This window comes from Parendozoicomonas verongulae (genome assembly GCF_009711465.1).
Classification (GTDB): Bacteria; Pseudomonadota; Gammaproteobacteria; order Pseudomonadales; family Endozoicomonadaceae; genus Sansalvadorimonas; species Sansalvadorimonas verongulae.
Genome location: NZ_SMME01000603.1, coordinates 1 through 1824 on the forward strand (window position 1 = coordinate 1; position 1824 = coordinate 1824).

The window sequence follows — 1824 nt, forward strand, 5'->3', positions numbered from 1 at the left end:
AGAAGTTGTCGTCTATTCCAACCTGCTCAACTTGTAGCAGCTCCTGCCACAGGGTGCAGAGATGAATCTCAGTCTGGGTGGTGGGTGGAACATAACTCTCCCTGTGCGGAATCACCTTCTGGTTAATGAGGGCCTGCCTGTTTATCTTGCCACTCGGAAGCCTGGGGAAAGCTGTGAGCTCAAGAATGTGGGGGCGCATCCACTCCGGTAGTCTATGCGCCAGTTGTGCATCCAGCCTCGCAAGATTCAGAGTGACAACCTGTTCATCTTGCCAGGCCGCAAAGAGACGTGTTTGAAAGCGATCCGCCACCCCCCCCTTGGGGACGTGCGCACACAGTGACTGTCTGAAGTGAGAGTTCAGCTTGTCCAGCCAGCGCGGTTCACTCAGGAAGTCAGTGTTTCGATCATCTTGATATTCATCACTGCCGACCTGCAAACCTTTAAATAAATCCATGACTGGCCAGTATTCACATTGCTCAACAAACAGAAGTAAACCGTCGGCAGATAACAGGCGCTTTATCCATGCAAGGGATTGATCAATAATATGGGCCACATGCAAACTGTTTGAGGCCAGAATGATGTCAAAACTGGCAGGCTCAAACCCCTGCAGTGCTGGGTCTTTATTCAGATCAAAGTGCCGGTAGGAGAGCGATGCCTCACCATATTCATGCCGGGCATCATGCAAAAAATAATCAGAGACGTCAGTAAACGTGTAATGAAAATTGACTCCGGCCTCTTTGAGCAGGGGAACCACATGACGGGTCATGGAACCCATGCCTGCCCCAATTTCCAGGCATCTCAGTGGCCGGGAAAAATCTGCAGATGTTAAAAGTGCCTTGATACTCTGTTCCAGCTGAACGAAGCAATAGTGATGCGTATGCTGAAACATCTGATCTGTGAACTCTGTCAGGTAAATTTCGGCAGCGTGCTGTTCTCCCCTGACGATAGGCGTCAGCTCTACAGAGATTATGAGTTCATTCTCAGAGAAGCGGTGAGTCGTTTGAATGTCCCTGAGACTGTCCGCTATGGAGTTTTTATTGCGATAGCAAGGAGCTTCTTGACGACCGGAGGCAGAATCCAGGCTCAGAATGTTTTCCTGAATCAGATGGTCAAGACAGCGTGTTAGCCAACGGCGAAATCGGGTAAGGATATTGCCCCGTTCCAGTATGCAGTCAATGGTTAATCGCTGTTCGGGCTGAGTAAAGATATCCATCTGCACGAACATATGGCACAGCGCAAGCGTCAGACTTTTATCTTGTCGCGCCCTTACCTGAGACCATTTTTCAGCGAGTTTCGCCCGGGAAAAAGTCTTGCCAAAGATAAGGTTCTGTAGTTCTTTTTCTGCTTTTTCCTGGGGTCGGTTTAATACCTGAGTTAAAAAGGATGTCTCTCGAAAAGCACTTTGCTCGATGACTTGAAATAAGTCACTTTGCTTATCACTCCCTGTTGTCAGCCAGCCTATCAGCTCATTTTTCTGATAACTGACAACCACCTCTTGAATGCCGGGAAGGGCGGCTATAACCTGCTCAATCTCCCCCAGCTCCACCCGGTGTCCGTGAATTTTAACCTGAGTGTCGTCCCGCCCTTCAAAAACCAGATAGCCGGCCCGGTCCAGGTGGCCCCGGTCACCGGTGCGATACAGACGACCAAAATCCGGATGGTGAATAAAGGCGGCGGCTGTCTTCTCTTTATCTCCAAGATAACCTTGCGCCAGACCCTCACCACCGATACACAGCTCCCCACAGACACCTGCCGGACACAGGGACAGATCCTCCGGATGAAGCACATAAAACCGTTGATTCCCCAGCGGGGTGCCATAGGGGA

Annotated in this window: 1 protein-coding gene; it reads right to left on the reverse strand. The window is 50.4% G+C overall.

Features of this window, described 5'->3' with window-relative positions; all coding sequences use genetic code 11:
• On the reverse strand, positions 1–1824 hold a 1824-nt coding region (locus E1189_RS01820; RefSeq protein ID WP_155158378.1), incomplete at both ends, for a methyltransferase.